This window comes from Nitrospira sp. (assembly GCA_035968315.1).
Lineage (GTDB): Bacteria > Nitrospirota > Nitrospiria > Nitrospirales > Nitrospiraceae > Nitrospira_D.
Genome location: JAVYIN010000006.1, coordinates 67,046 through 91,984, shown reverse-complemented (window position 1 = coordinate 91,984; position 24,939 = coordinate 67,046). Strand labels below are relative to the sequence as shown.

At 61.1% G+C, this 24,939-nt stretch carries 21 protein-coding genes; 11 read left to right on the top strand and 10 right to left on the bottom strand.

Features of this window, described 5'->3' with window-relative positions:
- Position 1 precedes the first annotated feature (1 nt).
- The 9 genes from RI101_09360 to RI101_09320 form a co-directional block, all read right to left on the bottom strand.
- Complete coding sequence (locus RI101_09360; GenBank protein ID MEC4890251.1) at positions 2-2,170, bottom strand: acetate--CoA ligase family protein; 2,169 nt, start codon at positions 2,168-2,170, stop codon at positions 2-4.
- A 27-nt stretch (positions 2,171-2,197) separates the two neighbouring features.
- Positions 2,198-2,557 (bottom strand): cytochrome c, encoded by a 360-nt coding sequence (locus RI101_09355; protein MEC4890250.1) that lies wholly within the window; start codon positions 2,555-2,557, stop codon positions 2,198-2,200.
- Between the two features lie 12 nt (positions 2,558-2,569).
- Positions 2,570-3,427: a universal stress protein gene (locus RI101_09350; GenBank protein MEC4890249.1), complete on the bottom strand. Its 858-nt coding sequence runs from the start codon at positions 3,425-3,427 to the stop codon at positions 2,570-2,572.
- Between the two features lie 56 nt (positions 3,428-3,483).
- Positions 3,484-3,981 carry a BCAM0308 family protein gene (locus tag RI101_09345; protein ID MEC4890248.1) on the bottom strand — a complete coding sequence of 166 codons (498 nt, stop codon included), beginning with the start codon at positions 3,979-3,981 and terminating at the stop codon, positions 3,484-3,486.
- Positions 3,982-4,003: 22 nt separating this feature from the next.
- Positions 4,004-4,684, bottom strand: coding sequence for a phosphoribosyltransferase (locus tag RI101_09340; protein ID MEC4890247.1), 681 nt, complete (start codon positions 4,682-4,684; stop codon positions 4,004-4,006).
- A 5-nt stretch (positions 4,685-4,689) separates the two neighbouring features.
- The gene (locus tag RI101_09335) at positions 4,690-4,845 is read right to left on the bottom strand and encodes a hypothetical protein (GenBank protein MEC4890246.1); all 156 of its coding nucleotides are present in this window, start codon (positions 4,843-4,845) and stop codon (positions 4,690-4,692) included.
- 19 nt (positions 4,846-4,864) lie between these two features.
- Positions 4,865-5,341: an Hsp20/alpha crystallin family protein gene (locus tag RI101_09330; protein ID MEC4890245.1), complete on the bottom strand. Its 477-nt coding sequence runs from the start codon at positions 5,339-5,341 to the stop codon at positions 4,865-4,867.
- 24 nt (positions 5,342-5,365) lie between these two features.
- Positions 5,366-5,608, bottom strand: coding sequence for a hypothetical protein (locus RI101_09325; protein MEC4890244.1), 243 nt, complete (start codon positions 5,606-5,608; stop codon positions 5,366-5,368).
- Positions 5,609-6,194: 586 nt separating this feature from the next.
- Positions 6,195-6,740 carry a nuclear transport factor 2 family protein gene (locus RI101_09320; protein ID MEC4890243.1) on the bottom strand — a complete coding sequence of 182 codons (546 nt, stop codon included), beginning with the start codon at positions 6,738-6,740 and terminating at the stop codon, positions 6,195-6,197.
- Between the two features lie 182 nt (positions 6,741-6,922).
- On the opposite strand from RI101_09320, the gene RI101_09315 reads away from it, so the two are divergent.
- The 4 genes from RI101_09315 (at position 6,923) to RI101_09300 (ending at position 14,135) form a co-directional block, all read left to right on the top strand.
- Complete coding sequence (locus tag RI101_09315) at positions 6,923-8,269, top strand: cyclic 2,3-diphosphoglycerate synthase (GenBank protein ID MEC4890242.1); 1,347 nt, start codon at positions 6,923-6,925, stop codon at positions 8,267-8,269.
- A gap of 66 nt (positions 8,270-8,335) precedes the next feature.
- Positions 8,336-8,572 (top strand): hypothetical protein, encoded by a 237-nt coding sequence (locus RI101_09310; GenBank protein MEC4890241.1) that lies wholly within the window; start codon positions 8,336-8,338, stop codon positions 8,570-8,572.
- 228 nt (positions 8,573-8,800) lie between these two features.
- Positions 8,801-10,138, top strand: a complete 1,338-nt coding sequence (locus tag RI101_09305; GenBank protein ID MEC4890240.1) for an NADP-dependent malic enzyme — start codon at positions 8,801-8,803, stop codon at positions 10,136-10,138.
- A 421-nt stretch (positions 10,139-10,559) separates the two neighbouring features.
- On the top strand, positions 10,560-14,135 hold the full coding sequence (locus RI101_09300; GenBank protein MEC4890239.1) for an SNF2-related protein: 3,576 nt from the start codon (positions 10,560-10,562) through the stop codon (positions 14,133-14,135).
- Between the two features lie 10 nt (positions 14,136-14,145).
- Here RI101_09300 and RI101_09295 read toward each other — a convergent pair whose 3' ends face one another.
- Positions 14,146-14,730 carry an ABC transporter substrate-binding protein gene (locus tag RI101_09295; GenBank protein MEC4890238.1) on the bottom strand — a complete coding sequence of 195 codons (585 nt, stop codon included), beginning with the start codon at positions 14,728-14,730 and terminating at the stop codon, positions 14,146-14,148.
- A gap of 793 nt (positions 14,731-15,523) precedes the next feature.
- On the opposite strand from RI101_09295, the gene RI101_09290 reads away from it, so the two are divergent.
- The 7 genes from RI101_09290 (at position 15,524) to RI101_09260 (ending at position 24,893) form a co-directional block, all read left to right on the top strand.
- Complete coding sequence (locus tag RI101_09290) at positions 15,524-16,162, top strand: DUF2238 domain-containing protein (protein MEC4890237.1); 639 nt, start codon at positions 15,524-15,526, stop codon at positions 16,160-16,162.
- A gap of 11 nt (positions 16,163-16,173) precedes the next feature.
- Complete coding sequence (locus RI101_09285) at positions 16,174-16,830, top strand: DUF2238 domain-containing protein (GenBank protein MEC4890236.1); 657 nt, start codon at positions 16,174-16,176, stop codon at positions 16,828-16,830.
- Positions 16,831-17,014: 184 nt separating this feature from the next.
- The gene (locus tag RI101_09280) at positions 17,015-18,193 is read left to right on the top strand and encodes an efflux RND transporter periplasmic adaptor subunit (GenBank protein ID MEC4890235.1); all 1,179 of its coding nucleotides are present in this window, start codon (positions 17,015-17,017) and stop codon (positions 18,191-18,193) included.
- Positions 18,190-21,321: a CusA/CzcA family heavy metal efflux RND transporter gene (locus tag RI101_09275; protein ID MEC4890234.1), complete on the top strand. Its 3,132-nt coding sequence runs from the start codon at positions 18,190-18,192 to the stop codon at positions 21,319-21,321. Before RI101_09280 ends, RI101_09275 begins: the two co-directional genes overlap by 4 nt.
- Before the next feature lie 272 nt (positions 21,322-21,593).
- Positions 21,594-23,057: a glucose-6-phosphate dehydrogenase gene (gene zwf, locus RI101_09270; GenBank protein MEC4890233.1), complete on the top strand. Its 1,464-nt coding sequence runs from the start codon at positions 21,594-21,596 to the stop codon at positions 23,055-23,057.
- A gap of 351 nt (positions 23,058-23,408) precedes the next feature.
- Positions 23,409-24,254 (top strand): CBS domain-containing protein, encoded by an 846-nt coding sequence (locus RI101_09265; GenBank protein MEC4890232.1) that lies wholly within the window; start codon positions 23,409-23,411, stop codon positions 24,252-24,254.
- 276 nt (positions 24,255-24,530) lie between these two features.
- The gene (locus RI101_09260; GenBank protein ID MEC4890231.1) at positions 24,531-24,893 is read left to right on the top strand and encodes a hypothetical protein; all 363 of its coding nucleotides are present in this window, start codon (positions 24,531-24,533) and stop codon (positions 24,891-24,893) included.
- Positions 24,894-24,939: the final 46 nt, after the last annotated feature.

Sequence of the window (24,939 nt, the reverse complement as noted above, 5' to 3'; positions counted from 1 at the left end):
CTTAATCAGCAGGTAAAGTCTTTTCAACGCGGATTCTCGCATCCACAATCCTGCATCCTTGTCCCTCTGGTCGCGAGAAAATCGGATTCAGGTCGAGTTCGCTGATCTCGGGAATTGCTTCGACGAGCTGAGAAAGACGCAGCAGCACTTCTTCGATGGCGTTCACATCAGCAGCGGGATGGCCTCTGTAGCCTTGGAGCAGCCGGTAGCCTTTGAGCGCTCGCACCATCTCTTCTGCATCGTGAGCGGTCAGCGGCGCAAGCCGGAACTGTATGTCGCCGAGGATTTCCACGTGAATACCGCCTAGGCCGAACGCGATCAATGGTCCAAACAACGGATCGCGGGCCATGCCCGCCATCGCCTCCACGCCGCCTGACAGCATCGGCTGAACGAGCACACCTTCCATCGCATCCAGTCGATTATCCTGTGCAAGCCTGCTTCTGATCGCCTCGAACGCGTGACGCACGGCTTGCTCATCGGCCAGGTTCAGATACACCCCGCCCATCTCGGTCTTGTGCAGGATCTGACGGGAGACGAGCTTCACCGCGACAGGGAATCCCACCGTGCGCGCCAGCGTGACGGCTTCCTCTGCGCTGGTTGCCACAGAGCTTTGGACGAGAGGGAGCTTCATGGCTGTCAGAAGGGCATGGGTTTCTTCAGTGCTGAGCCAGCCGCCTCCGCGCTCCATTAGGGCTCTCGCGCAAATAGCCTTGGCCTTCGGCAGATCTGCATCGGAGCAGTCCGGCACCTGACCGGACGGCTGCTGCCGCCAGGCTTCATAGGTGAGTGCGTGGCTGATGATGCGAGCAGGGATCTCAGGGTGCCGGGAGGTCGGAATGGCTTCTCCTTCGACGGTGAACGTTCTGTCCAAGTCTTCTTCCGCCATCCAGCAGATAAAGACCGGCTTGTTTTTCCCGATCGTCTGTCGGGCTGCACGAATGCCACGGAGGATCCCTGCTGCGACCGGGTCATTGTCCTGTGCCCTGACCGAGACGTGGACGATGATGAGGGCATCGAGCTCATCGGCCTTGAGCATGGTTTCGACGGCCCGCGCATGTTGGTCCTCTGTGGCAAAGCCAATCACATCGACCGGATTCCTGAGCGCGGCTGTGGGGGGGAGAAATGAGGCGAGGAGGGATTGTGTCTCCTTGGAACATTCCGGCAGGGTGAGTCCCTCGGTTGCGCAACTGTCGGCGCAGAGCACGCCGGGGCCGCCGGAATTCGTCAGGATCCCCACACGGCGGCCTTGCGGCATTGGCTGGGTGGAGAGGCCGGTTGCCAAGGCCAAAAAATCTTCCAGCGACGTTGCGCGGATGACGCCGCATTGGGTGAACAAGGCATTCACCGCCGTCTCGTTCGTGGCAAGGGCGGCGGTGTGGGAGCCGGCTGCGGATTGGCCTGCCGATGTCCGGCCTGCTTTCAAGACGACGATGGGTTTCTGTTTCCCCACCCGCTCGGCGATCTGCTTGAATTGTTGAGGTTCGACGATGGTTTCAAGATACAGGAGAATCACATTGGTGGTCTGGTCCTGCTCCCAGTATTCGAGCAGATCGAGCACCGACACATCGGTGTGATTGCCGACGCTGACGAAGCTGGAGAGGCCAAGGTTCAATCGCCTGGCCGCCGTCACCACGGCCAGTCCCAGTCCGCCGCTTTCGGAGGCGATGGCGACTCGGCCGGCGGGCGGGACGATCGGTGTATAGGTGGCGTTCAGCCGGACGGCGGGATCGAGATTCATGAGCCCGAAGCAATTCGGCCCAATGAGACGGATGCCGTGCTGACGGACTTTCTCCAGGAGTTGACGCTCGAGTGAGATTCCCGCGCCGCCGGTCTCGGCAAAGCCTGCGGTGATGAGGATGACGGCCGGAACCTGCTTGGCGGCGCAGTCGTCGATGACGGCAAGGACAAGCCGGGGCGGCACCGCGATGACGGCGAGATCGACAGGGCCGGGAATGGCTTTCAGCGAGGGGACGGCGTGAAGTCCCGCAATCTCGGCCGCCAGCGGATTCACCGGGATAATCGTTCCGGTAAAGCCTCCGCCCAAGAGGGATTCGAGCAGCCGGTGCCCGATATGGGCTGGATCTCGGGACGCCCCGACGACGGCGACGGATCGAGGACGGAACAATGGTGTCAGGGAGTGCGCCGTGGACAAATCGTGGCGTGCCGCCATGGTGCGCGTCGTCGGATAAAGGCTCTCTTAGCTGATCATGTCAGGCGGTGCGACCGAGCGAATATACGACAGCACATCCAGCATTTGCTGATCGGTCAATTTTCCGCGGAAGCCGTGCATGGGGCTGAAGAGCACGCCGTTCGAGATCGTCACGAGCAATTCCCAATCGGTCTTGGATCGGATGAGCGGGGACTGGAGGTTGGCCGGCCGTACGATCAAATCCCGGCTATCCGGCCCGTTGCCGTCCAATGTATTGCCATGGCAACGGAGACAGTTCTTTTCGTACAGGGCTTGCCCTTCTTTGGGATTGCCACGGAGCACCTGTGCCGAGACCCAGGACGTGGCGAGGAACATCAGGACGACGACGGTGGTGAAGACGGTTTTCATGCGTAGTTCCTTTCAGCGTACGACCAGAATAGGGCAGTGCACTCGATGGACGATCGCATGGGAGGCGCTGCCCAGCAGAAAGCGCTCAAGCCCCTTGCGTCCGTGCGACGCCACCACCACGAGATCCTTGTCTTTGGCCTGTTCCGCCACGGCTGCGGCGACATCCCCCGTGACGACACGGGTGCCGATGCTATAGCGGCTGCCCATCAGTTCCGAGCCCACGGTTTTGACGAGATCTTCCGCATACGACATAGCCCGGTCTTCCCAGGCTTCAAATCCGACCAGATTGTAGGGATCAGCCAGCCGGAGCGGGACCACGACGCTCAGGATCAGGAGTTCGACCGGGTTGACGAAGGGATGAACCAGCAGCCATTGCTTGATCCGCTCCGCATCCGGCCGTCCTTCGACCGCGACTACCACCCGTTGGACCGGTTTGGCGTCCGACTTGACGATCAGGGTGGGGCGTGTGGCATGCATCAGGACCCGATGGGACACGCTCCCCAGGACAAGTTCCGCCACTCGATTCTGTCCCCGGGCCCCAACCGCGATGAGATCGGCCCCGACGGCGTCCGCCGTCTTCAGGATGATCTCGGCGGGGCTGCCGATTTCGTTGACCTGCCGGAGGGCGTCCGAGTCGGCGGGCAGCATATTGGCGGCGCGGGTCAAGACCTGCCGTCCCGCCTCAAAGAGGGCGTTGCGGAAATCGTCATAGCCTTGCAGATTGGCCGCCTGCGCGACGACGGGATATTCGAAGACCCCGAGATCGACGCCGTGCACCAGCGTCAATTCCGACGGCCGGTACAGGTGGAGAATTTGCTGCACTGTCGCGAACGCTTGTTCGGACCAATCGACGCCGACCACAATTTTCATAACATCCTCGTGTTACCGATCGACCGCCACGCCATGATTCATGGCGCGACGCGCCCTCAGCGCGTCCAATTGACGCGGATAAACTCTTCGTCTTGATCGTAATGGAAGTCCAATTCTCCCCGATAGGCATGCGTGAGCGCTTCGCCGATCCGGCGAGGCAGATGCGTATCCGTCGTTGAGATCACGAGGCCTTCGGGCCGCCGTTCCACCGCCATGATGCGGGACAGCGGGTGTTCCTTCTTTTCCTGGGCGGCGGCGTTGTGAATGACTCCCATGACCTGCTCGCGCTGTGTTTCTTTGAAGCTGCCTGCGATGGTGAGCACCCCCATGGGATATTTATCGTGCAGGCGATGGCAAGCCGGACAGGTGGCCGTCTTCGCCCCCTTCGGCGCGGCCCCCCAGGTCCATCGCCCTTTGTGAAAGAGCGCGCCGCAGCCGCTGCAGACGGTCGGCTCCTTCAGCTTCCCGCTCAGCCGGTACGTGTCGTGCCGGTGCTCCTGAACAATGCGGTCCCGTCGCGGCCCTTGTCCTGTCATCTTCAGCTTCGATGCCATGAAATCTCCTTTGTGTGACCGGTTATACCCGTGAAGAGGGGGCGCGTGTCGCCCGCTCACGCAGTGATTCGTCTGCCAGATTCAAATATTCCAAGACCTCGCGATCCTCGACTTGCTCGAAATGAACATAATGGCTACCGACGGCCCAGAACGGCTCCGGGGTGGCCAGCACCACCAGTTCATCGACCGCCGCCCGTGCTTTCCGGATCGTGTCCGGGGGGCCAACTGGGATGGCTGCAATCAGACGCGCAGGCGACTGTTGCCGGATCGCCTCCACGGAGGCAAAAAACGTTGCGCCCGTGGCGATGCCATCGTCCACCACGATCACGACGCGATCCTTGAGCGGCAGCGGATGCCGCCCTTGCCGGTAGAGCGTCTGGCGGCGTGCGATCTCCTGCCGCTGCACGGCGGCGAGTTCTTGAAGATCGTCGACGGCCAGGCGAAACGCGGCCATGGCCTCGGGGTTCATATAGATGTTTCCGCCTTCGCTGACGGCGCCCAGCGCATATTCGGGATTGCCCGGCGCGCCGATCTTGCGGGTGATGAAGACATCAAGCGGCAGGTGGAGGGCCACGCTCACTTCATAGCCGACGGCGACCCCTCCGCGCGGAAGGGCCAGAATCACTCCCTCCGGCTGTTCTCGATACGCCTGCAGTTTAGCTGCCAGCTGACGCCCTGCCTCTTCACGGTTTTGGAACATCATGTGTCCTACACCAATCCGCTCGTCACGCCAATCCCGATGATAAACATCGCCATGAGCACCAGGGCCGCGATGAGCCACCAGAGGTGACGGTGAGGCTTCGCGGATTCCGGCTGCCAGTGGATCTCCCAGGGAATGTCCAAGTAATGGGGATGGCGAAACATGGCCGCCTCCTTCTTGAAATTATGACACTTTCACTTCGATAGATTTTGGCTTGGCTTGTTCCGATTTCGGCAACCGCACCATCAGCAAGCCGTCCTTGTATTCCGCGGAGACTTTCGTGCCATCGGCGTTTTCCGGCAGAGTGAAGCTCCGCAAAAAACTGCCGTAGGATCGTTCCACGCGGTGATACTTTTTCCCTTTTTCCTCTTTCTCATATTTCCGTTCGCCGGTGATGGTCAGCACATCGTCCTGCACGTTGAGCTTGATGTCTTCTTTTTTGACTTCCGGCAGTTCGGCCTTGATGACATATTCCTTCTCGTCCTCTGTAATATCGACGAGCGGCGACCATTCGGCGACGGTGATGGCCTCCTTCTTGTCGCTGCCTGGCGAGGGCACGCCTCGCCCAATAAGAGCCGACAGGCGTTTGTCGAGTTCCTCAATTTCTTTCATCGGGTTCCAGCGGGTCACGGGATCCCATCTCATCAGACTGCTCATCATGGCCTCCTTCTCGCCTCTGTGGCGCTATGAGTAGTGACTGACCTGCGGCTGATTGGACGGCTGCTCCGCCAGCGCCGTCACGCGGTAATGACCGGGCCCTTGTTGCCTGAGCACGATCTGTCCGCTCCGGCTGAGCCGGTCCAGTGCGAGAAACACCTGATTCCACGTCACGTCAGAACATTGCGCGGCCAGCTCATCAACAGCACAGCCAGAAGTGTGCCGCACGATTTTCAATACTCGGGAGCTGAGATCTTCGATCGTTGCCATCGCGGTCCTCCTGACGTTCGCCTGCCCTCTTATCTCCCTTACTGTGCACTGATGGTGCCAGGCCAAAGGCCGAGGCAATCAGCCGGTCAGAGCTGTTGAGATTCAAGGGGTTCGATCATCATGTGGACCTATTCCCTCTGCGACAGCCGGGCCTGCTGTAGCGTTTCAGGACTGTGCCAGAGGCGGGGCTGTGGAGTTGTTCGACATTGATTGTGCCGTTCGGCGTGTTATTAAAGAAGCAGGAAGGGAGGTGGAGCCAGGATAAGTGAATGTCCCCGCTCTTGTGCCGCGCAGTGAAAGGGTATCGATCCTGTGCCGGGTTGAGAGAATGGTCCGAAGGGACGCACTCCCATCTCGGTGCCAGTAGGAGGCACGGCTCTCAGGAGAGCCCGATGAATGGGGGGTGCGGGACGGTCAGGCGGAAGTGGATCGCTGGATCGTTCGGGTTGTTCTCGGACAGCAGGCAGGATGGATCCTCACACAAGGGCGGGTTTCCGTTGTGCGAGGAGGGGGAGTTCGGGCTTCCGTTCTCTATTCCGCTCGCGCGAGGCAAAAGGGCAATGCGGAGTGCCGCGGCGGCCTGTTATTAAAAGAGCGGGTGTGGCGCGATTCCGAATTGCAGGACCGGTTGGGCTTCTCCGCCCACGTTGCCGACGATGCGCCAGCGGCCGTTTTCCTTGCGCAGGTAGTGGACCTCTTCATACCAGCTATCGACGGGGGCGCGGAGTTTCGTATCTTTTGCTGTGCCCCAGACGACTCCTGTACAGGTCATCTCGGCAGTCAGCTTGCTGCCGCTCCCCACGGTCCTCATCACCGAAAAGGTGTGGAAGCTCTCGAGGTCTTGATAGTGTTCGAAGAGCTGATGCCAGACCTTTCGGATGTCCGCCTTCTTGAGCCCGTGGTAGTAGTACTCATCGGAATAGAGCGCCATGATTCCATCGAGGTCGCGGGCCTGCAGAGCGAGTTCAGCGAGCTCAAACGTGGCCAGCAGCTCTTTGGCTGTCTGCGCTTCTACTTCCTGAATGGTGCTTGGCGTGACCTGGGTTTTGGCGCTGACCACTGCAGATGATGAAGCCCAGAGTACCAGCCCGGCACAGACTGCGCGCAAGATCGAAACGGATTGCCCCTTCATGAACGCCATCCTCCTGTGAGCGGTGCATTCTCAATGTCGAGCATGAGATCTGCAAGGTAGAGACCAGGAGAGGGGACTCTCGAATGATCCGATCTTCTTGTGAATCCAGAGATTCCAGCGCGGGGAAGATCGGAAGGGGTATCGCGGTCTGTTGCAGAAATCACCAGAGCGAGGGAAGACCCGTGGCAAATCGCGTCAGTCGGAAGATGCACGTGGTGATCATGGGGGCGGCTGGCCGCGACTTTCACAACTTCAATGTCGTCTTTCGAAAGAATCCCGACTATCAGGTGGTGGCCTTCACGGCCACGCAGATTCCCACCATTGCAGGACGGACCTACCCCTCTGAGTTGGCGGGAGATTTCTATCCGAAAGGGATTCCGATTGTGCCGGAAGAGGATCTGGAAACGGTGATCGCCGCTCATGCGGTCGATGAGGTCGTCTTTGCGTACAGTGATGTGTCCTATGACGAGGTGATGCAGAAGGCGTCGCGGGCGCTGGCGGCTGGAGCAGGGTTCCGCTTCCTGGGGCCTCGTTCCACGATGCTGCGGTCGAAGCGGCCGGTGGTGTCCGTCTGCGCGGTCCGGACAGGAGCGGGCAAGAGTCCCGCGGCGCGGAAGATCGCGGCCTTGTTGCGGGCGCGGGGCCTGCGGGTCGCGGTGGTCCGCCATCCGATGCCCTACGGAGACCTGGCGAAACAGGCGGTTCAGCGGTTTGCCACGCTCGACGATCTCCGGGACGCCCGCTGCACCATCGAAGAACGGGAAGAGTACGAGCCCCATCTCAGAGAGGGGACGGTCGTCTTTGCCGGGGTGGACTACGAACGGATTCTTCGCCGGGCCGAGGCCGAAGCCGATGTGATCCTCTGGGATGGCGGGAACAACGATCTGCCGTTTTTTGAGCCGGATGTGGAGATCGTGCTGGTAGACCCTCACCGGGCCGGCCATGAAGGTCGCTACTTTCCCGGCGAGGTGAATTTGCTACGGGCCGATCTGGTCATCATCACCAAGGTGGAGACCGCCGATCCGCAGATGGTCGAGGCGGTTCGCCGGGCGATCGCCGCCGCCAATCCGCAGGCGAAGATTCTTGCATCGAGGATGCCGATCACCCTTGACGATCCGGCCTTGGTCGCAGGCAAGCGCGTGCTCGTGGTGGAAGACGGGCCGACGCTCACCCACGGGGGAATGGCCTATGGAGCGGGAGTGATTGCCGCGAAACGGTATGGCGCGGCGGAGATCGTTGATCCGCGGCCGGCGGCAACCGGCAGCCTCTGCGACACCTTCCGGTCGAACCCCCATCTGGATTGTGTCCTTCCCGCGATGGGGTATGGACCTGAGCAGATTCGGGATTTGGAGCAGACGATCAACCGAGTGGATTGTGACGTGGTGCTCATCGCCACGCCGATGGACCTGCGGCGGCTGCTGTCGATCCGGCAGCCGGCCTGCCGGGTCAGCTATGAATTTGAACCCTGCGACGGGGCGGTGCTCAACGATGTGCTTGCGGCTGCGCTTCGGAAGGGATCAGCGGGATGAATCCTTTGGGGCGATTGTGGCTCACATGGGTAGTCCAACAGTACTCCAGGAAGGGAGGGAATGCGTATGACCAAGGTATCAGTATCAAAGGGGGCTCTCGGCCGGACGCGTCCGGTGGATTGCTGTCACCGCTGCGGCGGTCTTATGGTGCCGGAGCAGGTGCACGAGCTCGCGTCGTTCGAATGGCGCTGCGTCAGTTGCGGGGAACGGGTCGATCCGGTCATTCTTGCTCATCGCCGGCAAGACGTTGTGCGTCCCGAATCCGAGAACGTGTACGCCAGCCACGGTTCCCGTTTCAGTTAGCCTCCGTTCTCGCTGGAATAGGGGGGCGTTACCGCCCCCTATTCAGGCGGAGTCAGCCCTCCAGTCAGTCCGCTTCCAGAGAGAAACATTTCACGTGGTGGCGTTGGTGCCCAGAGGTAGGTGCCGCCAGGCGGACACTGCGCGATCACCGGTCCGGCCGCTCGTCCGAGAGCGTTCGGATTCACGCTCCTTGTTCGGCCCTCATTGTGCGCGACACGAGAGGCTGCGATGCCCACACCTGAAGAACTTCTCGCCAAAGCCCAGAAGCCAGCCGAAGAGGCGCTGCGGCTCCACGCCTACTACAAAGGCAAGATCCAAACGGCGCCCAAGTGTCCCATTCGGGGCATGGAGGATTTTTCCATCTGGTATACACCGGGTGTCGCCGCGCCCTGCCGCGCGATTCAAGCTCAGCCGGACTTGGTGTACGAGTACACGAACAAGGCCAATACCATCGCAGTGGTGTCCGACGGCACGAGAGTGCTGGGCCTGGGCGACATCGGCCCGGAAGCCGGTTTGCCCGTGATGGAGGGCAAAGCGCTGCTCTTCAAATATCTGGGCGGAGTGGATGCGGTGCCGATTTGTTTGGGCACGAAGGATCCGGCGGAGATCATCCGGACCGTCAAAATTCTGGAGCCCTCCTTCGGTGGGATCAATCTGGAAGATATTGCGATGCCCAAGTGTTTCCAAGTGCTTCGGGAATGCCGAAGGGCCAGTTCCATCCCGGTATGGCACGACGATCAGCAGGGCACGGGCACCGTTCTGCTCGCCGCGCTGCTGAACGCGCTGAACGTGGTCGGCAAAGACATCGGCCGGGTGCGGATTGCCATGATCGGCATGGGCGCGGCCAATATCCCGACCTACCGGTATCTGAAGGCCAGCGGCGCGGACCCTGGGAGGATCGTGGCCTGCGATGTGGGGGGGATTCTGAGGCGGTCGCGTCATGAATATGAGTCGAATCCGGACTATAGCGAGCAATGGGCGGTGTGCATGGAATCGAATCGAGAGCAACGGCAAGGGGGGATTGCCGCGGCGCTGGCCGGGGCGGATGTCTGTGTGGCTTTTTCAGCCGGCGGGATTATCAAGCCGGAGTGGGTGCGGACGATGGCCCGAGATGCCATCGTGTTCGCCTGCGCGAACCCGGTGCCCGAGATCTGGCCGTGGGAGGCGAAAGCGGCCGGGGCGCGCATTGTGGCAACTGGACGGTCGGATTTTCCGAATCAGGTCAACAACTCGCTGGTGTTTCCCGCCATTTTTCGTGGCGCGCTGGATGTGCGGGCCAGGACTATTACCGACGAGATGGCGATAGCTGCGGCACATGAACTGGCGCGTTGCGCTGCCGCGAGGGGCCTTCACGAGGGCTACATTTTGCCGACGATGGATGAATGGGAAGTGGTCCCGCGAGTGGCGGTGGCGACGGCAATGAACGCGCAAATGCACGGCGTGGCGAGGCTCGTGAAAACCGCTGAAGAGCTGCACCGGTCTGCGGAGGAGAAGATCAGAGAAGCCCGGAAGGCCCTAGCTGTGCTGACGGGCGAAGGAATCATTCTACGACCGCCAATGCCGTAATGGCCGTTTCGCCTGCTGGCCTGCGGAAAAACTGCCTCATCTCTCACACATTGCTTCTCGCCTTCTCGAGACCTCGCGAGTGGGTGTTGCCGGAAAGTCAACACAGCGAAGCGGAGGCGGGTCCAGAGAGCGCTGTGTCACATATGGAGATCTTGGAGGGGCTTTAGGCTTCCCACTCTCCGGTGGGCCTGCACACCACCCCTGCGCGTGACCTCAACCCCCCTTGAGTGTCCCTCTCACCGAGGCCTCCGCTCGCTTCTCAGATAACCGTCATCTACGAGAGATCAATGAAGAGCGCGCGACACATTCGGCGCTGCGCCTTGCCGCTGTGTGTCTTCCCCCGCTATAGTGATCTGTTATGCGTAAAAAGATGCCATCGTATTCCGGGCTGGGAGGCCGTTCCTTGCCTGGGAGGGGAATTGTGCCGTCCAGCCTCGCCGGAGAGCCGTTTGCGCTGCTCGCGGCGTTTCGCGCTTTATCCGCCAACGATGTCTATACGATGGCGCCGAAGGAGGCGGTCGAGCGGGGCTATGACTATGCCCGGCAGCAGCGGCTGCAGCATTATCACTGGAATGAGGACCGCACCACGCTGATTGCGCAGGTCCAGGGGGCTCGGCTCTATACGGTCACCTTTTCCTGCGACGAGGGGTTCCTGGCCGCTTTTTGCGATTGTCCGGCCTGGGATCCCCGCTGGCTGTGTAAACACATTCTCTGCGTCTGTTTTACGACGAAGCATCTGTTATCGCCGGAGCTGTTCCGGATGCCGGATTGGCAGCCGAGCCGGGTGCAGGCGCTCCGGACCGAGCTGTTCGGCGATGGGCCTGCGCTGAATGAGCGTCCGCGTCCGGCGCCTGCTGATTCAACTCGCAATGAGTCTGTCCGTGCAGAGCCGCGGTATGAGATTGTTCTCGATCTTCGGCAGGGATATCCGCAGATCGTGATTCACCGGAACGGGGTGCCGCTGGCTGCGAGCTGGGCGCCGGTGTTGCCGCCCGAGCTGGTACCGCTCTTCAATGCCTCCCGCTTCTTATCCGGGTTCGGGGAAGATCCCCTGCGTCGCTACCTCAGACTCCGTGACCGGCCCTATCCGATCGTGCTGGAATCCGGCCAGGGGCCTATGCCGCTGCGCTGGTGTCCGTCAGTCAAGTGCCGGAGCAAGACGGAGATCGATCTCGTCGAGGGCCGGGTCAGGATTCGCGCGCGTTGTCTTGCCGGCGGGGTGCCGCTCGAACGGATGGCGCGGGTGAGAAGTTTTGTGGTCGATCTGAACGGCGGGCGGCTGCTCTATCTGGAGGATGAACGCGGATGGACTTCGTTCCGCTCCCTGCGGCACTGTTTTCTGGACGCCGAGTCTCCCTCGGACGATCGTGAAGGGCGGACTCGTGCCGTCCTGTTGCCGGGCGAGACGTGGACCGGGCGATGGACCGGGATCAATCGGGAGATGGAGTTTACGCTCTCGCCGGATGAGTTTCATGCCGCTCAAGTCGATCTCCCGCAGGGGCAAGCAGACCGGATTCTGCGCGATCTCTTGTTGAAGGTGGAGGGGGCAGAGGTTTCCGTTCAGCGTGCGGTTTCTTCGGCAAAGACCGAGAGGTCCTCCTGCGCCGTGGTCCTGAGACCGCCCTCCGGTGCCGAGGGACGTTCGCCGACAGCCTGGACGCTGCAAGTGCAATCGTGCCAGGGAGAGACCCGCTGTGCGCCGAGCCTGTCTGCGTTTGGCTGTCTTTCGGCGCTGGAGCAGGGGCGCGCGGTCTCTGGTTCGTTGCGCGCACACAAGCGCAAGGCGGTGCTCTACGAGGCGTTCTTCCACTTGCGCGGGGTGCGCGCGGCCAAGGAGCGGGATCAACGCGTCAAAACGGTGCTCGCGTTGGAGGGGTGGCCGCGTGCGGTCAGTGACGAGGGCGCTCGCTGGCTTCGCGCGCAGCTGGCGGCCTACGCCCGTCCTGATGTGCGGCTGCGGATTCGCGCCGGAAGATGGGAGTTGCAGCCGGTCGAGAAGGCGCAGGAAGCGTTGCTGTACAGTCTTCTGTTCGAGGTGCTCGGCCCGGAGGCCTTCCGGGGCATGCGGCGCAGTGATGAACTGACGGTTGAGGCGCTGGCATTGTTTCAGCGTCTGCCGGAGCTCTTGGATCGGCTGACCGCCGTGGGAATTGAATTGCTCTATGAGGACAAGCCGCTCCGCACGGCCCGGTGGGATTGTGCGGTGCAAGTGGAGCGTGGCACGGGGGAGGGACCCGGGATCGACTGGTTTGAAATCCGGCCGGAGATCCGGTGCGACGGCGTCGCTTTGAATGAGGCGGAGTGGCGGGCGGCGCTGCTGCAAGGCGGTCTGATCGACGGCGAACGGGGCTTGCGCGTATTGGACCGTCAGACGCTGGAGCGGTTGCGCGCCATCCTTGCGCTCACCGGGGAGGGACCCCCGGGCCGGGATGCGTCGAAGATCGTGCGTGTGCCCCGGCTCCAGATGCTCGATTGGCTGGCCCTGCGGGAGCAGGGCATCGCCGTGACGCTGCCAGCGGAAGACGAGGCCGTGCTCGCGCGGCTGCTGGGGTTCACGAAGATCGCGGCGAAACCGCTGCCAAAAGATTTGCAGGCCACGCTGCGCCCGTATCAGCAAGAGGGCTATGCCTGGCTGGCCTTTCTCTATGAGCACCGGTTCGGCGCCTGCTTGGCGGACGATATGGGGTTGGGGAAGACGCTGCAGGCCATCTGCCTCTTGGCGGCGATTCAGGAAGGGCGGATTCACTCGTCGCGCGGGGTGCCTGGGCCGCATCTGGTCGTCGTGCCAACGAGTCTGCTTTTTAATTGGGAGCAGGAACTGGCGCGCTTTGCGCCGGGCTTGACCGTCCATACCTACAGTGGCGGCGACCGGACGCTCGAGGCCAAGGATGGGGAGGTCGTGCTCACGACCTATGGGCTGGTTCGGCGTGATATCGAGCGATTGGAGCGCATGCCGTTCCACGTCATCGTGTTCGATGAGGCGCAGGCGGTGAAGAACATCCTGGCGGATACGACAAGCGCCGTCCGCCGGCTCCGGGGGCGCTTCACGCTCGCGCTGTCCGGCACGCCGCTCGAAAACCATCTCGGCGAATACTTTTCCGTCATCGATCTCTGCTTGCCGGGCTTGCTGGGGGACTATGACCGGATCAAGCCGCAATTGAAACGCGCCGAGGGGCCCGTCTTGGACCGGCTGCTGCGACGGACCAGGCCGTTTATCTTGCGGCGGACCAAGGCCGAGATCCTCCATGACCTGCCGCCGAAAATCGAGAGCGAGGTGTTCCTCGATTTGACCGACCGGCAAAAGGCGCTTTACCAGCAGACGGTCGCCCAAGTCCGCTCGACGATTGACGAGGCCTATGCGACTAAGACGGCGGGGCAGGCGCAGTTTATCGCGCTCACGGCCATTCTCAAGCTGCGCCAGGTCTGCCTGTCGCCTCGTCTCCTGACGAAGCAAGACAACGAAGCTTCGCCCAAGCTCAGCTTTCTGGTCGAGCGGCTGCAGGTGTTGTTGGAGGAGGGGCACAGTGCCCTGGTCTTTTCCCAGTTCACCAGTTTTCTGGATCTTGTGCAGGAAGCCTGTGTCCGGCATGGGCTGCCCTATCAGCGATTGGATGGTTCCACCGCCTCGGCCGCGCGCAAGGACCGGGTGGCGGCCTTTCAGGGCGGCGAACGGCCGAGCGTCTTTCTCCTCAGTCTCAAGGCAGGAGGGCAGGGACTGAATCTGACCAAAGCGACCTATGTGTTTCATCTGGATCCCTGGTGGAATCCGGCGGTGGAGAATCAGGCCTCGGACCGCGCGCACCGGATCGGGCAGCAGCGGACCGTCTCGATCGTGCGGATTCTCATGCGCCACAGCATCGAGGAAAAGATGATGGCGCTCAAGCAGCGGAAGCTCGATTTATACGATGCGGTGATGGCAGGCGCGGTGCGTGGCTCAGGACAGGGGGTGTTGACCAAAGCCGACTTCGAGTTTCTGCTCGCCCCGGGCGCCGGATGACCATCCCGGGTTACTTCTTCTCCTTCTTTTCCTCACCCACCGCCCGGTTGCGCAAGCGTGTCACGAGCTCTTCGTAGGAGTCGGAGCGGATGATTTTGTCGAACTGGCTGCGGTAGTTTTTCACCAGGCTGACGCCATCGGCGATGATGTCGTAGGCATACCACCGGCCGGCCTTGTTGATGAGCCGGTAATCCATCGGGATTTCCACTTTCGTGGAGACGAGTTTGGTGCGGACCTCCGCATACTCGCCTTCCAGCCGCTCGCTGAGATACTCCACCTGCTCCCCGGAATAGCCCTCGATTTTCCCCGCATAGCGGTCGGACAGAAAGGCTTTGAACAGCTCCACAAACTCCGCCCGCTGATCATTCGTCAAGGGGGTCCAGTGAGCGGCCAGCGCCCGTTTCGACATTTCAGCGTAGTCGAAGCGGGCCGCGATCACGTCCTCCAGCAGATGGCGGCGCGGCATGAGCTTGGCGGGGTCTTTGAGCTTGGGGTCCTCCAGGATGTGAAACACTTCTGAGAGCGTCGTCCGAACGACTTCGGTGGGGGCCTCTGTGGGCTGTGGCGTTGCCCCTGACGCGATCGAAAGAGTCACTGTGGCAAGCCAAAGAGCGAAGGAAGCTACGGTGTGCAATAAGAAAAATCTTTTAGGAGCTGTCATTCGTATTTGCCTGAAGTCAGGGCGTTGCCCCTGAGCGATGCCCCTGGTGTTGTTGCGAGCTGAAGAACTGCAACATTTTTATGCGGGCTTGCCCAAGGCAGGCGGGGCAATAGGTATGCGTAAAGAGAAGACTCGCCGCCTGCGTCTTGTGAGCTTTCCGATAGATTTTTAACGGGATCCAGGAGATATGGTTAGGGGCCGCACTGATCTCATCCCGCACAAGTCCGCAGACGCAACAAACCGGGAGTAGAGGGGGCGTCACGAAAGGCGCACCATCGGCGTTAGCCGGTGTCTGAGAAGTAGGCTCTGGACGCCGATGCTTCAGTGCCAGCCCGGCGTGCTTTTTAAGGTTCATGAATAGGTCCGTCATAATTCCGCCTAATGAGCAAACCGTATGCCTTCTTATGCCGGTGGAGTTGTGGGCGGTCTCTTGGAAAAGATGAAGGTCATACAAAGGGTTGCGATTTTTCGATGAGGAGGCGCGGCTCGATCTATTCTCCGATGGCGGGCAGAAGTCCCCACGTCAGACCTGCCTACTGACGCAAAGCGCGACAGTAACCAAGGGGGATTCTTGAACGTGTGGACGGGTGCGAGGTCGTGCGGGAGCCGTTCAAGGCACTCAGCCCTGCTGCTTGAACGGAGGGCCGTTCCCTTGTACAGTGAACAGGTGTTGGGAGGGGGGATCGCTCCTTTACGGTAATGTACGCTGAGTCAGGAGGCCCGCGCGATGGATCGAAATAAATGGCTGCTGTGGGGCCTGTTGGCCTGGTATGTAGCCTTGTCAGGATGGACCGCGTATGGCCCTGTGGATCGAGAGTTCTGGGCTATTGCCAGTATTCTTCCCGCCTGCCTCGTGGCCGGATTGATGGCCGCGCATCGGTGGCTGCCATTGTCACCGCTGTCCTATGTGTTGATTACGGTCTTTCTCAGCCTCCATACCGTCGGGGTGCATTACACCTATGCGCAGGTGCCGCTGGGATCGTGGGCGGATCAGGCCCTGCATCTTGGGCGGAATCATTTCGACCGCGTCGTACACTTTAGTTTCGGTTTTCTTCTGGCCTATCCGATGGAAGAGGCCTTCCGGCTGCTGGCTCACGCGCGGGGGTGGGTGCTGTACTATTTGCCGGTGATGACCGTCTTGGGGCTGAGCGGCCTCTGGGAAATCATTGAATCATGGGTGGCGAGTGCGGTGCATCCTGAGCTGGGAGTGACCTACCTCGGCTCTCAGGGAGATATCTGGGATGCCCAGAAAGATATGGCTGCGGCGCTCTACGGAGCCATGCTGTGCGTGGCGTTGCTCGCGCTCGCGCGTCGTATGCGAGGGGCGCAGCCGCTGCTGCACCCTGAGCCGGTGGTGCCGGAATAATCTCGCAGGATATGGGTGACGGGGCAACAGACCGGAGCGAGGCGGGACAGGCACCCGGTCGTCTTATTCACGGATTGTTGTTGGCGTATGGGATTGTCTGGATCTGGCTCGCCGTTGACCCGGTCAATCGGAGAGATTGGCTCCTGGAGAATCTCCTGCCTCTTGCCGGCTTCACGCTCTTGCTGGTGACGTACCGGCGGTTTCAGTTCTCACGCCTCTCCTATTGCTTGATCGCCTTCTTCCTGACGCTGCATGCCATCGGCGCGCACTACACCTACGCTGAAGTCCCCTTCGGCTACTGGCTCAAAGATGTGCTGGCCTTGAGCCGGAACCCATTTGACCGCTTGGTCCATTTTGCCTTTGGCCTGCTGCTGGCCTATCCCGTGCGTGAATGGCTGGTGCGTCTCGCCAAGGTGGAGGGGGCCTGGTCGTATTATCTGCCCATGAGCGCCATTCTAGCTCAGAGCAGTCTGTTTGAAATAATTGAAGCGGTGGTCGCAGTGCTTGTCAGCCCTGAATTGGGGAACCTGTATTTAGGCACCCAAGGGGATGAGTGGGATGCGCAAAAGGACATGGCTGCGGCCTTGGTCGGCGCGTTCTTCGCGATGGCTGTCACCTTTGTGGCTGCCCGCTTTTCAAGCGCCGGGGCAATGGCCGGCTCTCGCTGACCCTTGATTTCCAGTTGTCGGGCTTTCCGCTGTCGCATTTCACCCCGCTCTTATTGAGAGTGACGTAGCAAAACGCCTCTAGGCCGCTCGATTCCCCCATAAAAACGAGGGGTTTTCTCAGGCATACCTCCTGCTGGTACTACGGTGGAGTCTTATGGCTGGAAAAGTATGTGATGTTCACACGATGCTGAAACACATTGCCGGGATCGTTGCCCTTAGCGTCTTTACGTTTTTTGGATTGATGGCCTGCGAACGGCCTCCCGACCCCACGCCTGAGGCCAAGACACCTGCGGTCACAGAAAAACAGGGGGTCCTACGTCTGACCCCGGAAGAACTCGCCCGGACAGCGATTGAGGTCGCGCCGGTTGTCCGCGGCCAGGTGCTGGTCCCGCGGGAGTTTCCCGCCACCGTGCAATCCAACGAAAATGAATTGGCCGAGGTGACCACGCTGATCAGGGGCCGGGTGGTGAAGGTCTACGTGGATGTCGGTCAGGACGTCAAGAAAGACACGTTGCTGGCCATGCTCCACAGCACAGACCTCGGTGTGGCCGAAGGGGCTTATCTGAAGGCCAGGGCCAGGCTGCAGGAAGCGGAACTCGCGTACGAGCGGGCCAAAGACCTGCATGAACACAAGGCTGTGAGTCTGGCCGAACTGCAGCGGCGTGAGGCTGAAATGAAGACGGCCAGGGCCGAAGTGCGTGAAATGCAGAATCGCCTGGAATTGCTGGGCGTCCCCAGTCAGGAGATCGAACGGCTGGACCGCGAGCACACGATCAAGGCCGACGTGCCGTTGCGCGCGCCATTCGACGGCCGGGTCATCATGCGCAATATCACCAGAGGGGAAGTGGTCGAAACGAATCAGAAGTTCTTCACCGTCGCGGATCTGTCGGATGTCTGGGTGGTCGGGAACGTGCCCGAGAAAGACGTCCAGTATATCCGCAAGGAGCAAACCGTCGATGTCATTGTGTCGGCCTATCCCCACGGCATCTTTCCGGGAACGATTACGTATATCAGCGATGTGCTCGATCCGGCGACCCGCACGATGCGGTTGCGGGTGACGGTCCCCAACCCTGACCGGCTGCTGAAGCCGGAAATGTTCGCGACTGTCCGCGTCTATGCCGCGCCGGCTCCGGATGCCCTGACCGTACCGCTCTCAGCGGTCCAAAACGGGCCGAGCGGCAAGATGGTCTTCGTGCAGCGGGGCGCGTACGAATTCGAAGTGCGGGCGGTCAAAGTGGGCAGCGAGCAGGGAGACACGGCGACGGTGGTGGAGGGGCTACGCGAGGGGGAACAGGTGGTGACGAAGGGGTCGTTCGTCCTCAAGTCCGAGATGGAACGGCACAAGATCGAGCCAGCACCATGATCGCGTCTCTGCTGGAATTTTCGTTGCGGCAACGGATTTTGGTCCTGGGGTTGGCCTGCCTGCTGTCTGTCCTCGGGCTGTTTGCGTTTCAGTCTATTCCCATCGATGCCTATCCCGATGTGACGAACATCCAGGTGCAGGTCTTGACCGACGCGCCGGGACTCTCGCCGGTCGAGGTCGAGCGATTCATCACCTATCCCCTCGAACTCCAGATGACGGGTCTGCCGGGTTTGGCAGAGATCCGGTCCCTCTCAAAATTCGCCCTTTCTCAGATCACGGTCGTGTTCAAGGACGACGTCGATATTTACTTCGCCCGCCAGTTGGTGCTCGAACGGATGATGGCAGCGAAAGAGCGGTTGCCGGAAGGGCTCGATCCGGTGATGGCCCCAGTCAGTACAGGGTTGGGCGAGGTCTATCAATACTACGTCGAAGGGCCCCATGCGGCCACGACCGATCCGAAGATCGCCGAGGCGGAGCTCACGGACCAGCGGACGCTTCAGGACTGGGTGCTGCGCCCGTTGCTCAAGAGCGTGCCGGGCGTGATCGATGTAAACGGCATGGGCGGGTTCGTCAAACAGTATCAAGTCCTGGTCGATCCGGCCAAACTGCGCAAGTTCGACTTGACGCTCCACGACATTTACGAGGCGGTGGCGAAAAACAATGCCAATGCCGGCGGGAATGTGCTGGAGCGGCATGCCAAACGCGCGATCGTCCGGGGCCTGGGGCTGATCAAGGGTCTGCCCGATATCGAATCGATCATCGTGAAAGAGTCCGGTGGCACGCCGGTATTCGTGCGCGATGTCGCCGAAGTCCGCATCGGCCACGCCGTGCGCCATGGCGCGGTGGTGCTCAACGGCGAACGGGAGGTGGTCACCGGCACGGTGCTCATGATTCGCGGAGGCAATGCGCGCCAGGTGGTCGAAGCGGTCAAGGCCAAGGTGGAGGACCTGCAGGAGAATCACCTTCTCCCCGCGGGGACGAAGATTCTTCCGTTCTACGATCGCATCGAGCTGGTCACGGCGGCCATCGACACCGTGCGTGATGCCTTGATCGAAGGAATCGTGCTGGTGGTGTTCGTGTTCTTTTTCTTTCTGGGCCACGTTCGCAGCGCCGTCGTCGTGACGGCCACCTTGATCGTCACCCCGCTCGTCACCTTTATTGTGATGGAACGGTTTGGGCTCTCGGCTAACTTGATGACGCTTGGCGGCCTCGCGATCGCGATCGGCGAGATCGCCGACGGGTCGCTGGTCGTCGTCGAAAACGTCTATCGCCATCTGGCGCAAAACAATGGCGAGGCGAGGAAAAGCAAGCTTGAAGTCATCCTCCATGCCACGAAAGAAGTGGGCCGCCCGATTCTGTTCGGCATTCTGATCATCAGCGTGGTGTTTCTGCCGCTCATGACGCTGCATGGCATGGAGGGAAAGATGTTCGCGCCGCTCGCGTATACGCTGGTGATCGCGCTCCTGGCCTCCGTGGTGGTGACGCTCACGCTGTCGCCTGTTCTGGCCTCGGTCATGCTGCGCGGAGACCACCCGGAAGAAACGCGCCTCACGCGCTGGATGAAGCAGCGCTATGTGCCGGTGCTGCAATGGGCGCTCCGGCGCCGGGGCCTGGTCCTGACCGGTTCGACGGCGATCGTGGCCGGCAGCCTTGCGCTGGTGCCGTTTGTCGGACGCGAGTTCATCCCGCTTCTTGAGGAAGGCGCGCTCACGCCGCAGATCGTGCGCCTGCCGAGCGTCTCGCTGCCGGAGTCCATCGAAATGGAGAAGCAGGCCCATAAGGCCATGCTGGAGTTTCCGGAAGTGCGGATGGCGGTGAGCAAGATCGGGCGGCCCGATATCGCCTATGGACCGGAAGAGCCGAATGAGAGCGATCCGATTGTGTCGCTGAGCGGCCGAAGTACCTGGACGACAGCGGCAACGCAACCGCAATTGACCGACGCCATCCGAAACAAGCTGGCGGAGATTCCCGGCATCTCCGTGCTCATGAGCCAGCCGATTCAAGAGCGGGTGGACGAGCTGATCTCCGGCATCAGGACGGAGTGTGCGATCAAGCTCTACGGGGAGGATCTCGACGTGCTGCATGATAAGGCGGAGGAGATTGCCGCATTGATGCAGCAGATCAAGGGCGTCAAGGATATCAAAGTCGAGCAGATCGCCGGCCAGCCTTATCTCACCGTCGACATCGATCGGCAGAAGATTGCCCGTTTCGGCATCAACATAGCCGACGTCCAGGAAATTATTACCACCGCCATCGGCGGCAAGGCGGCGACTCACGTGTATGAAGGGGAGCGGAGGTTTCAGCTCACGCTCCGGTTCCCGGAAGCGCAACGCAACAGTGTCGTGACTATCGGGGAGATTCGGGTGAAGGCGGCGTCCGGCGCGCTGATCCCGATGAGCGAGCTCGCGACGATCGAGATGCGCGAAGGCCCGCTCCGGATCAGCCGCGAACAGGTGACACGGCGCATCTACATCGGATTTAACGTGGTCGGGCGGGATATCGGGAGCGTCGTGGATGAAGGGCGCAAGAAATTGGCGGCCCAGATTCGTCTGCCGGAAGGGTATCGCGTGACATGGGGCGGGGCCTTCGAAAACATGGAACGGGCCAACGCGCGGCTGTTGATTGTCGTGCCGATCACGCTGGGGCTCGTGTTCTTTCTGCTCTTCTGGGCCTTTCACTCGCTGCGGTACGCGACTCTGATTATCCTGAACCTGCCCTTCGCCTTGATCGGTGGCGTGGTATCACTCTGGCTTTCCGGCCAGTACTTGAGTGTGCCGGCGTCGATCGGGTTCATCGAGCTGTTCGGTCTTGCCGTGGGGAACGGGATCGTACTGGTGTCCTATATCAACCAGCTGCGCCATGAAGGGACACAGACGGATGAGGCGATCGTGACGGGGTGCAGTTTGCGGCTGCGGCCGGTGGTCATGACGATGATGACGACGCTGCTCGGTCTGTTGCCGTTGGCGCTCGCGCAGGGAATCGGGGCGGAAGTGCAGCGGCCGCTCGCGACGGTGGTGATCGGCGGGCTGTTTACCTCGACTCTCCTGACGCTGGTGGTCTTGCCGGCCCTGTATCATCAGTTTGCCGAGCGAGAAGTTGTGAAGGAACATGCGCCGGAATGGGTGTGAGGGGGAGGAAGAGGCAAGCGGCAGGGGATAGTCCCTGCGCTCGCTGAGGTCGCACATCGGAATGTGCTCCCTCAATGCGCGCGGTAAGGGCCCACCCCCTGCCGCTTGTCGTGGTGAAGCAGGATGGGGTATGCAAAGCCGGTGCACATCGGCGTCGTTGTAGCTCGCGAGGCGCGATGTCGCCACCGACGCTGCCCATCCCTTTCAGCCGCCGAAGAGGGAGAGAGGGGTAGGATGGATCGAAGAGGTATAGAAGAGGGAGAAGTCTAGGCATGTCGCTCCAGCAAGTTGATCCACATGTGTTTGTGATCATCGGGGCAACCGGCGATTTGACGCGCCGGAAACTGCTGCCGGCGCTGTATCATCTGCGGGATCAGGGGGTGCTGGAAACGCGCAATACGCTGATCGTCGGGGCGGCGCTGCCGGAGATGGGCGAAGAGGGGTTCCGGCTGTGGGCGTTCGAAGGCCTGCATAAAGCCGGCTGGCACAATGAAGCGGAACTCCGTGCCTGGTGTGACGACTGTCTCCACTACCAGACCGTGCATGAAGGGGGTGTGCAGGATTACGAGGCGCTCGCCGGGTACATCCGCCGATTGGAGCGCACCCACAATATGCCGGAAAATCGGGTGTTCTATCTGGCCTTGCCCCCTGACACGGTGCCGATCGCAATGGAGCGGCTCAATCAGGCGGGGCTGCTCAAGAGCCAGGGGTGGGTTCGCGTCGTGTTCGAGAAACCCTTCGGCCACGACTTTCCCTCGGCCCGGCATCTGAATACGACCCTGCATCATTATATCGACGAATCCCAGATCTATCGCATCGATCATTATCTCGGCAAGGAAACGGTGCAGAACCTCCTGGCATTTCGCTTTGCCAACCCGATCTTCGAATCGCTCTGGAACCGCGATCGCATCGAGAATGTGCAGATCACGGTGGCCGAAGATCTCGGAGTCGAGCATCGCGGGGCCTATTACCAGCAGGCCGGGGCCTTGCGCGACATGGTCCAGAACCATTTGACCCAACTGATGACGGTCGTCGCGATGGAAGTGCCGGTGTCGTTCGATGCGGGGGCGATCCAGAGCGAAAAACTCAAAGTGCTTCATTCCATCGCGCCGATTACGCACGAGGATGCGGTGTTCGGGCAATATACCGCCTGGCAGCTTGCGGGCCAGACGATCCCCGGTTATCGGGAGGAACCTGGCGTGCCGGCTGATTCGGCCACGGAGACCTATGTCGCGCTGAAAGCGGAGATTCAGAATTGGCGCTGGAAGGGCGTGCCGTTTTATCTCAGGACCGGGAAGCGCTTTCCCAGAAAGCTGACGCAGGTGGCGGTCATCTTTCGCGAGGCCCCCACGCAAGTGTTTCGGTCGCTTGATCCGGGGAGCATCGCCTCCAACAAGCTGCTCATCACCCTGCAGCCGAGCGAAGGATTTTCGCTCTGTTTTTCCGTGAAGAGCCCGGGGCGGCCCTTTCAACTGAGCGATCATGCGTTGCAATTCGACTATCAGAAATCCCTCGGCCAGTTGCCCGAAGCCTACGAGACGCTGTTGCGTGACGTGATGATCGGCGATCAGACGCTTTTTGTCAGCGCGGATTTTACCGAAACGGCCTGGCGGCTCTACGATCCGCTGTTGACGGGCGATCGCGCGGTGCATCGCTACACCGCCGGCACTTGGGGGCCGCGCGAGGCGGACGCGCTGGTGGAGCGGCATGGGCATCAGTGGCAATTGGGGTGGTGAGAGGGCCGGCTGGTTGAGCGGTGCCCGGTCTGGATGCGCCATGATGCGCAGGTGGCATAGTGGCTGTGAGGGCATGGGTTTGTCCGCCGAGTGCGCCTCTGAAGCTGCGATGAAGTATCGCAATGTCGGCGCACATCGGCGTCATTGGGGCTTTCCTTGTGGCAGTCTCCGTCATGGCGCGAAACCAGTCCGCGCCGCCGCTCATCCAGCCGCCTGAGTGAGTGTGAGGGGGGAGAAAAAGGGGCGCAGTGAAGGGCTGCCGAGCCGCGCCCATAAATGAGATGGCAGGGAAAATCGTGCGTGATGAAGAATGATCGTACTTATGGATCTGTCCCGATGAAAGGAGACGGTATGACAGGAGCGGGAGGGCAGCGTGTCAGCGAATACATGCATCGTCAGTTGGAAGCGGTGCCGCAGGAGGCCACGGTGGTGGCGACGGCGGAGCGGATGCGGGCGCAGAGTCTGAGCTCCATTCTGGTGGAATCGCTTGACCGTCAGGGGAAGGAGTGTCGTCTGGTCGGCATCATTACGGAGACGGACCTCGTGCGCAAAGTGCTGGCGCAAGGGCTCGATCCGGCGCGGACAACCGCCGGGCAGGTGATGGCCAGTCCGCTCCTGACGATTGCGCCGGACCGTCCGATGCTGGATGCCAGTCATCTGATGGAAACCCACAAGGTTCGGCACCTGGCGGTCTCCGACGGGAGTGAGGTGGTGGGGTTGATCTCCGCACGCGATCTCGTCCGGCATTTTGTCGAAGCGGAAACCGGTCCGGCCCGCGAATTGGACAATGTGTATCGCCCCTTGAGTGTGCTGATGCAGACCGCGCTTGAGACGATGGAGAGCCGTGAGACTGTGGCGGCGGCAGCGACGCGCATGGTGGAGAAGCATATCGGCTCCCTGTTTGTGATCGAGGCCGGCGAGATGGTGGGGATTGTCACGGAAAGCGATCTGGTCCGGAAGGGGCTTGCCTATCAGCTGGATGCCAAGACAATTCGCGTGGGAGCGTTGATGAACTCCCCGCTGCTCGACATCGATATCAACCGCACGATTCGCGATGCCAGCGATCTCATGGCTCGGAAGCGCGTGCGGCACCTGGCGGTGACGGAGAATGCCAGGATTGTCGGGGTACTCTCCATCCGGGATTTGATCAAGATGGTGTCCATCCGAGATCGGCCGGAGTTCTTGCGCAGAACGTGAGGCGGCTGCGGATTTCCCGCCCCGCTGAACACGACAAGCAGGGACCTGGGGCGCAACGTCCCTGTCGTGCCGCTTCGGAGGCCCGTTTCCGCCGCCTTGACTCATCGATGACGTTGGGTGTTTGCTGAAGCATCACCCGGAGGTCGCTATGAAACCGGGGCAGGCCTCATTCCGCCGTTCACGCGCTCCGTTGTTCCTGTCCGCGTTGTGCGCCCTCGCCGGCCCTGTGCTGCGGGGGCGTTGTTGCTTTTCCCACGCTCAGCCAGGAGGTTGTGTATGAAGACCTCACATCTCATATTCGCGACGCTCGTATTTGTGACTGGGGCCGTCTCTGAGGCTGCCGCCAATCCGGCCATGCTGCCGCAACATCATGGGTATCCCATGGGAAAGGCGGTCGATCCGGTCAACGGACAGCCGTTGGCGAATGATCCCGGGCAGACCAATGCAACCGGTGAGAAATCGTTGCTGGAGGCCGCGGCGTTCGACGATCCACATGTGACGCAGAGCTTGTCGATTAATCAGAATAATCAGCGGGTGCTGGAGAAACCCGGCGCCGGGCTGCTGCCAAAAGTGCAGGGACCGGATATCAAAATCGAGCCTCCTGTTAAAGAAGGCACGAAGATGACTCCGGCTCCATAGGGGGGAGATGCGCGAGGAACGGCCTGCCGGACTCCGGAGCATTGAT

Coding starts and splice junctions, on each gene's coding strand:
- RI101_09305 (MEC4890240.1), top strand. CDS start 8,801: ATGCCCACACCTGAAGAACTTCTCGCCAAAGCCCAGAAGCCAGCCGAA.
- RI101_09290 (MEC4890237.1), top strand. CDS start 15,524: ATGGATCGAAATAAATGGCTGCTGTGGGGCCTGTTGGCCTGGTATGTA.
- RI101_09265 (MEC4890232.1), top strand. CDS start 23,409: ATGACAGGAGCGGGAGGGCAGCGTGTCAGCGAATACATGCATCGTCAG.
- RI101_09335 (MEC4890246.1), bottom strand. CDS start 4,845: ATGTTTCGCCATCCCCATTACTTGGACATTCCCTGGGAGATCCACTGG.
- RI101_09310 (MEC4890241.1), top strand. CDS start 8,336: ATGACCAAGGTATCAGTATCAAAGGGGGCTCTCGGCCGGACGCGTCCG.
- RI101_09340 (MEC4890247.1), bottom strand. CDS start 4,684: ATGATGTTCCAAAACCGTGAAGAGGCAGGGCGTCAGCTGGCAGCTAAA.
- zwf (MEC4890233.1), top strand. CDS start 21,594: ATGTCGCTCCAGCAAGTTGATCCACATGTGTTTGTGATCATCGGGGCA.
- RI101_09260 (MEC4890231.1), top strand. CDS start 24,531: ATGAAGACCTCACATCTCATATTCGCGACGCTCGTATTTGTGACTGGG.
- RI101_09280 (MEC4890235.1), top strand. CDS start 17,015: ATGCTGAAACACATTGCCGGGATCGTTGCCCTTAGCGTCTTTACGTTT.
- RI101_09350 (MEC4890249.1), bottom strand. CDS start 3,427: ATGAAAATTGTGGTCGGCGTCGATTGGTCCGAACAAGCGTTCGCGACA.
- RI101_09325 (MEC4890244.1), bottom strand. CDS start 5,608: ATGGCAACGATCGAAGATCTCAGCTCCCGAGTATTGAAAATCGTGCGG.
- RI101_09330 (MEC4890245.1), bottom strand. CDS start 5,341: ATGATGAGCAGTCTGATGAGATGGGATCCCGTGACCCGCTGGAACCCG.
- RI101_09320 (MEC4890243.1), bottom strand. CDS start 6,740: ATGAAGGGGCAATCCGTTTCGATCTTGCGCGCAGTCTGTGCCGGGCTG.
- RI101_09345 (MEC4890248.1), bottom strand. CDS start 3,981: ATGGCATCGAAGCTGAAGATGACAGGACAAGGGCCGCGACGGGACCGC.
- RI101_09355 (MEC4890250.1), bottom strand. CDS start 2,557: ATGAAAACCGTCTTCACCACCGTCGTCGTCCTGATGTTCCTCGCCACG.
- RI101_09285 (MEC4890236.1), top strand. CDS start 16,174: ATGGGTGACGGGGCAACAGACCGGAGCGAGGCGGGACAGGCACCCGGT.
- RI101_09275 (MEC4890234.1), top strand. CDS start 18,190: ATGATCGCGTCTCTGCTGGAATTTTCGTTGCGGCAACGGATTTTGGTC.
- RI101_09360 (MEC4890251.1), bottom strand. CDS start 2,170: ATGGCGGCACGCCACGATTTGTCCACGGCGCACTCCCTGACACCATTG.